The organism is Enterococcus sp. VV15 (assembly GCF_005236045.1).
Classification (GTDB): Bacteria; Bacillota; Bacilli; order Lactobacillales; family Enterococcaceae; genus Enterococcus_B; species Enterococcus_B durans.
The window spans coordinates 1-6,768 of the sequence record NZ_QPTY01000059.1 but is presented as its reverse complement, the minus strand read 5'-3'; the positions used below and the strand labels follow the sequence as shown (position 1 = coordinate 6,768).

Genomic DNA, 6,768 nt, shown 5'->3' with positions numbered 1-6,768 from the left:
GAAAATATATTAAGTTTGATCAATGAGAGACCGGTAAAACATTGTATAGTATTTTACACAGGATTATGGACTTGACTAAAATCGTCAAATATTATAGGAAACATAACGAAAGAATTGAATTTATCTAGACGAAATACTAGCTAAATGAACTATCAATAGAAGATTACACCTACGTTTCATAAACAGTTGAGCAATCATAAAAAGACAAATACCCGATGCTTTTAAGTGGTATGAAAAAATACCTAAAGCAAGAACTCAATGAAGAGTCTGCTTTAGGTATTTTTACTTGTTATATGTAAATAAAAACCGTTCAACAATGAACGGTTCAAACTTTATTCAATTAAACGCGTTCAACTTTTCCTGATTTCAAAGCACGAGTTGACACCCAAACTTTTTTAGGTGTTCCGTCGATCATTACGCGAACTTTTTGTAAGTTAGGTTTAACAGTACGTTTTGTTGAGTTCATAGCGTGTGAACGGTTGTTTCCACTTTTTGTCTTGCGACCTGTAAAGTAACAAACTTTTGCCATGTAAATTTCCTCCTTTGCCTTGATTTGGAGCAATAGAATAATTCAGCTCATACCAGACTAACATATCATATAGAATAGTAATTTGCAAGCACATTTTCACTGATAGAATTGACATTTGTCAAGAATAATTGTAGATTATACAAGGTTATTTCTAAAAAATTCGTGGGTTTTTGAGTACTTTAGGGTAACTACCTTTTATTTCAGGTTGCGCTATGATAAAATATGATAGAAGAAAAATGGGAGTATTTTACCCGTTAAGGAGGCTCATTCATGGCTGTAAAAATTCAAACGTCAGCTGGAACCATTGAAATTACCAATGATGTGATTGCAACAGTTGTTGGTGGCGCCGCGACAGATGTGTTCGGTGTTGTAGGAATGGCCAGCAAAAATCAAATCAAAGATAATATCACTGAGATTTTACGTAAAGAAAATTATGCTAGAGGTGTAGTCGTTCGTCAAGAAGATAACGGTATCGCGGTGGACGTTTATACGATTATTAGCTATGGTACAAAAATTTCGGAAGTTTCACGTAATGTTCAAGAAAAAGTAAAATACAACTTGGAGGCATTATTAGGTGTAACAGCCAATTCTGTTAATGTCTTTGTCCAAGGTGTTCGTGTACTGCCAGACTAGGCAGGAGGCTTGCTGATTCATTCAGCAGTCGATCTGAAGGAGGATTATCTAGGTGAGTTTAACAGAAATCAGTGCAAGCCAATTCCAGGAAATGGTTCAGGCGGGCGCGAATCGTCTGCAAATAAATGCAGAATATGTCAATTCGTTAAATGTATTTCCAGTTCCTGATGGAGATACTGGTACAAATATGAATTTATCCATGACTAGTGGAGCAAAAGCAGTAGTTGACTCTACTTCTGAAAAAGTAGGGGATCTAGCAACGATGCTATCTAAAGGATTGCTGATGGGAGCTCGAGGAAATTCAGGAGTTATCTTGTCTCAATTATTCCGCGGTTTTTCCAAACAAATTCCAGATGTAACAGTATTAAATGCTACCGATCTAGCGGCAGCTTTTACACATGGTGTTGAAACAGCTTATAAAGCGGTCATGAAACCAGTAGAAGGAACGATCCTGACAGTAGCGAGAGAAGCTGCTAAAGCTGGCGAAAAGAAAGCAAAATCAACCGATGATGTAATAGAAGTGATGACTGCCGTTGTCAAAGGCGGAAAACGCGCTTTAGCTAAAACACCTGACTTATTGCCAGTATTAAAAGAAGTAGGTGTAGTCGATAGTGGTGGACAAGGATTACTGTTTGTCTATGAAGGCTTTTTGAGCGCTTTGAACGGTGAATTCCAAGCAGATGAAGTCTATGAACCATCTCCAGCAGAAATGGATGACATGGTCAATGCGGAACATCATCGTAGTGTCCAAGGACAATTAGCTACAGAAGATATCCACTATGGCTACTGTACAGAAATCATGGTGAAAATCGGAGAAGGACCAACCGTTGATAGCCAATTTGATTATGAAGAGTTCCGCAATTACTTAGACGGATTAGGCGATTCATTATTAGTAGTCAATGATGAAGAAATCATCAAAGTACATGTTCACACAGAAAATCCAGGTGAAGTATTGAACTATGGACAAAAATTTGGTTCATTAGTGAAAATAAAAGTGGATAATATGCGTTTGCAACATGAAACGATTTTAGAGCATGACGAAGATGTCAATGCGTTTGCACAACAAAAACCGACACGTACACCTTATGGTATCGTAGCAATCGCTGCTGGCGAAGGGATCCAAGAGTTATTTAAAAGCTTAGGTGCAAATTACGTGATCAGTGGCGGTCAAACAATGAATCCAAGTACAGAGGACATTGTCAAAGCCATTCAAGATGTCAATGCAGACAAAGTTATCGTGTTGCCAAACAACAAAAATATTTTCATGGCTGCTGACCAAGCAGCTGAAGTTGCTGAAATCCCAGTAGCAGTCGTGCCATCAAAGACGATCTCTCAAGGATTGACAGCGATGCTATCATTCAATGATCAAGTATCATTAGATGAAAATAAACAAACAATGACAGAAATGCTTTCAAGTGTAGTGAGCGGTCAAGTGACACATGCTATTCGTGACACAACGATTGATGGCGTAAAAATCACTGAAGGTGACTTTTTAGGAATGATCGATGGAAAAATCGTGATCTCTAATCCAGATATCGTGGAAACGTCATTAGATACTCTAGAAAAAATGATCACTGAAGACACAGAAATCGTAACGATCTTAGCTGGTGAAGGTGGCTCAGTTGAGCAAGCAGAAGCTTTGACAGCTAAGTTAGTCGAACGTTATCCAGATTTAGAAGTCGAGATCCATCAAGGAGATCAACCTGTTTATCCATATCTATTCTCAGCAGAATAAGAACGTAGCAAAGAATGATCGAAATTAGTAAGGGCTGTGCCAGAGAAATGGTACAGCCCTCTTTCTAAGGAGTGACTGAAATAGAATAAGACTGTCAGTTGGGAAATGACGAAGAGGAGGAAATGACCATGCGATCTTTGAATGATCCAGTTACGGTGTTAGCTGGTGTGGGAGAGAAAAGAGCCGTGAGTCTTGCCAGTTTAGGCATACATACGATTGAAGATTTACTGACCTATTATCCTTTTCGCTATGAAGATATCCAAGAAAGAAATTTAAATGAGATCCAAGACCAAGAGAAAGTAACCTTAAAAGGACTTGTAGTTTCTCCACCTGTCATGAGCCGATTCGGGTACAAAAAAAGCCGATTACAGTTTCGAATGATGCAAGATCATGCAGTGTTCAATGTTTCTTTTTTCAATCAACCTTATTTAAAAGATAAAATCATTTTATCGGAAGAAATCGCCGTCTATGGAAAATGGGATGCGAAACGAAAAGCTTTAAATGGGATGAAAATCTTAGGTTCTCAAACATTAGATGATTTTTCTCCTATCTATCATGTCAATAAATCGATACGCCAAACGACCTTAGTTGATCTGATAAAAAAAGGATTTGAAGAATACGGACAATTACTTGAAGAAAATCTGCCGATCTACTTAGTCGAGAAGTATCGTTTATTGGATCGACCAACAGCTGTTAGAAGTATGCATTTCCCAAAAAATCATGAAGAAAATCATCAGGCGAAGCGACGAATCATTTTTGAGGAATTCTTTTTGTTCCAAATGCGACTTCAAGGACTAAAAAAAGCCGAAAAAGCAGAAAAAAATGGACTGGAGATCTTATACGATATCCAGCGATTAAAAGAGTTTACCAAAAAATTGCCCTTTGAATTAACGAATGCACAAAAACGCGTAACGAATGAAATTTGTCGTGACCTGAGAAGCCCGCAGCATATGCAACGTCTTTTACAAGGGGATGTAGGAAGTGGGAAAACGATTGTAGCTGCCATTGCTTTGTATGCCACGACCACAGCGGGATTCCAAGGCGCATTGATGGTACCTACTGAAATTTTGGCACAACAGCATATGGAAAGTTTACAGAAATTATTTGATCCAACAGAAGTAAAGCTTGGTCTTTTAACTGGTTCAACGAAAGCCAAAGAACGAAAGGAACTAATTGAACAGCTAGAAACCGGAGAAATAGACATTATAATAGGTACACATGCGTTGATCCAAGAAGGCGTGGAGTTTCAAAATCTGGGGTTAGTGATCACAGACGAGCAGCATCGCTTTGGTGTCAATCAACGAAAAGTTCTTCGGGAGAAAGGTTGGCGGCCAGATGTGTTGTTCATGACTGCAACGCCGATTCCTCGTACGTTAGCAATTACCGCGTATGGAGAGATGGATGTTTCGATCATCGATGAGCTGCCAGCCGGGCGGATCCCCATCGAAACACGTTGGGTGAGAACGCCTCAATTAGACAGTGTATTGGATTGGACACATAAAGAATTAGCTAAGGGACATCAGATGTACGTGATTTGTCCATTGATCGAAGAATCCGAAGCACTGGATGTGAAAAATGCGGTAGAAATCTATGAGAAATTAAGTGAGCTGTTTGCACCTCAGTATGAAGTGGGATTATTACATGGTAAAATGAAGAACCAAGAAAAAGATGCGATCATGGAAACCTTTAAAGAAAATAAGATGCAAATCTTAGTTTCGACGACCGTTATCGAAGTCGGAGTAAATGTTCCCAATGCCACAGTCATGCTGATCATGGATGCGGATCGTTTTGGACTAGCACAGTTGCATCAATTGCGTGGCCGAGTTGGTCGTGGTAGTGATGCTTCCTATTGTGTGTTAGTCGCTAATCCTAAGAATGAATTGGGCGTTGAACGGATGAAAATCATGACAGAAACAAATAATGGCTTTGTATTAAGTGAAAAAGACTTAGAACTACGTGGTCCTGGAGAAGTCTTTGGCTTTCGCCAATCAGGGCTGCCTCAATTTGCGATTGCCGATCTTGTGGCTGATGGCAATGTTTTGGAAGTCGCCCGTGAAGAAGCGCAGAATGTTTGGCAAATTAAAAATTGGCAGGTGCTACCAGAATATCGGCCTTTGGTAAATAGTCTAGAGGTAGAAAATCAAGATAATCATTATTTTGATTAGCAGACTATGCTATACTTTATAGTGATGATAAAAAAGGAGTGGAAATAATGAGAATCGCCGTAGATGCAATGGGTGGCGACCACGCACCACAAGCAATTGTGGAAGGTGTGGCTTTAGCACAACAAGATTTCCCGGATGTGGAATTTATCCTTTATGGTAAGGAAGCAGAAATCAAAAAATATTTGACAAATGAAAAAAATATCACGATCGTGCATACAGACGAAAAAATAAGCAGTGATGATGAACCAGTTAAAGCGATTCGTCGTAAAAAGACCGCTTCGATGGTTTTAGCGGCGCAAGCAGTGAAAAATGGAGAGGCAGACGCTATTTTCTCAGCCGGAAATACAGGAGCATTATTAGCTGCAGGATTATTTATCGTCGGCAGGATCAAAAACATCGAACGTCCTGGATTAATGTCCACATTGCCTGTTATTGGCAAACCTGATGCTGGTTTTGATATGTTGGATTTAGGTGCAAATGCTGAAAACAAAGCGGAGCATCTTCTACAATATGGTATACTTGGTTCGTTTTATGCACGAAAAGTTCGTGGTATTGGTCGCCCCCGGGTTGCACTATTGAACAACGGAACAGAAGAAACTAAAGGAAGCGAACTTACGAAAAAGGCTTTTGAATTACTGCACAATGAAACGAGTTTGAATTTCATTGGTAATGTAGAAGCAAGAGAATTGCTAAATGGTGTTGCTGACGTGGTTGTCACCGATGGATTCACTGGGAATGCTGTGTTAAAATCAATCGAAGGTACTGCAATGAATATGATGGATCTTTTGAAATCAGCCATTTTAAATGAAGGTTTTAAAGGAAAGATGGGGGCTGTACTACTAAAAAACGGCCTGCGTTCATTAAAATCTGAAATGAATTACTCTAAACATGGCGGAGCTGTGCTCTTTGGACTGAAAGCACCAGTGATCAAAACTCATGGTGCAACGGGTCCAGATGCGGTAAGATATACGATCCGCCAAATCCATACGATGCTTGAAACAAATGTGGTCGGCCAATTGGTTGAACAATTTGAAAAAAGTGCAGAGTGACTTTTTTTATCCGAATGAGAAAAAGTCGGTGGAAAAAAAGGTGGACATTCTTAAAAAATGCCAGTAGAATTAGCGTTGGCGAAAGAAAGTCGACAATTTCGATAATTGTTGGAGGTGAAAACATTGGCACGTGAAGAAATATTTAACAAAGTAGCGAAAATTATTTCAAATCATTTTGAAATTGATACAGATAAAGTAACTGATGAATTAAATATCAAAGATGACCTAAAAGCTGACTCGATCAGCATCATGGAATTTGTTTTGGAGCTTGAAGACGAGTTTGGAACAGAGATCTCTGATGAAGACGCAGAACAAATTGAAACAGTTGGCGGTGCGGTAGATTATATCAGCAGTCATCTTAACTAATTTTCGATAGAGAGAAGTGAGTAAAGACCATTTTTTGGCCTTTACTCACTTTTTTTTAATCTTTTCTGAAAATGAAAAGGGTTTTAAATAGATTTTTCTGACAATTCTGGCAACACTTCGAAATAATCTTGCATTATAAAACGATTTTCTATATAATTATTAATAATCTATTACATGAAGCTTAAAATAATACTTGTTATAAAACGTTTTATTCAGTCAAGTCCATAATCCTGTGTAAAATACTATACAATGTTTTACCGGTCTCTCATTGATCAAACTTAATATATTTTC

Annotated in this window: 6 protein-coding genes; 5 read left to right on the top strand and 1 reads right to left on the bottom strand. The window is 38.6% G+C overall.

Translation table 11 applies throughout. The annotated features are described in order from the left end of the window. Positions 1-340: 340 nt before the first annotated feature. Positions 341-529, bottom strand: a complete 189-nt coding sequence (rpmB, locus tag DVW83_RS13865; RefSeq protein WP_005880725.1) for a 50S ribosomal protein L28 — start codon at positions 527-529, stop codon at positions 341-343. Between the two features lie 270 nt (positions 530-799). Here rpmB and DVW83_RS13855 point away from each other — a divergent pair, with 270 nt between their 5' ends. The 5 genes from DVW83_RS13855 (at position 800) to acpP (ending at position 6,477) form a co-directional block, all read left to right on the top strand. Next, positions 800-1,162, top strand: a complete 363-nt coding sequence (locus DVW83_RS13855) for an Asp23/Gls24 family envelope stress response protein (protein ID WP_005880723.1) — start codon at positions 800-802, stop codon at positions 1,160-1,162. A 52-nt stretch (positions 1,163-1,214) separates the two neighbouring features. Next, entirely contained in the window at positions 1,215-2,897 is a 1,683-nt protein-coding gene (locus DVW83_RS13850; RefSeq protein ID WP_104661801.1) for a DAK2 domain-containing protein, read from the top strand. Between the two features lie 128 nt (positions 2,898-3,025). Then, positions 3,026-5,062 (top strand): ATP-dependent DNA helicase RecG, encoded by a 2,037-nt coding sequence (gene recG, locus DVW83_RS13845; RefSeq protein ID WP_104661800.1) that lies wholly within the window; start codon positions 3,026-3,028, stop codon positions 5,060-5,062. A gap of 47 nt (positions 5,063-5,109) precedes the next feature. Beyond that, positions 5,110-6,111, top strand: coding sequence for a phosphate acyltransferase PlsX (gene plsX / locus DVW83_RS13840; protein ID WP_104661799.1), 1,002 nt, complete (start codon positions 5,110-5,112; stop codon positions 6,109-6,111). Between the two features lie 123 nt (positions 6,112-6,234). After that, the gene (acpP, locus tag DVW83_RS13835; protein ID WP_005880715.1) at positions 6,235-6,477 is read left to right on the top strand and encodes an acyl carrier protein; all 243 of its coding nucleotides are present in this window, start codon (positions 6,235-6,237) and stop codon (positions 6,475-6,477) included. Positions 6,478-6,768: the final 291 nt, after the last annotated feature.

Excerpts from the sequence above, each read along its gene's own strand:
- plsX (WP_104661799.1), top strand. The coding sequence starts at position 5,110 with ATGAGAATCGCCGTAGATGCAATGGGTGGCGACCACGCACCACAAGCA.
- recG (WP_104661800.1), top strand. The coding sequence starts at position 3,026 with ATGCGATCTTTGAATGATCCAGTTACGGTGTTAGCTGGTGTGGGAGAG.
- DVW83_RS13855 (WP_005880723.1), top strand. The coding sequence starts at position 800 with ATGGCTGTAAAAATTCAAACGTCAGCTGGAACCATTGAAATTACCAAT.
- rpmB (WP_005880725.1), bottom strand. The coding sequence starts at position 529 with ATGGCAAAAGTTTGTTACTTTACAGGTCGCAAGACAAAAAGTGGAAAC.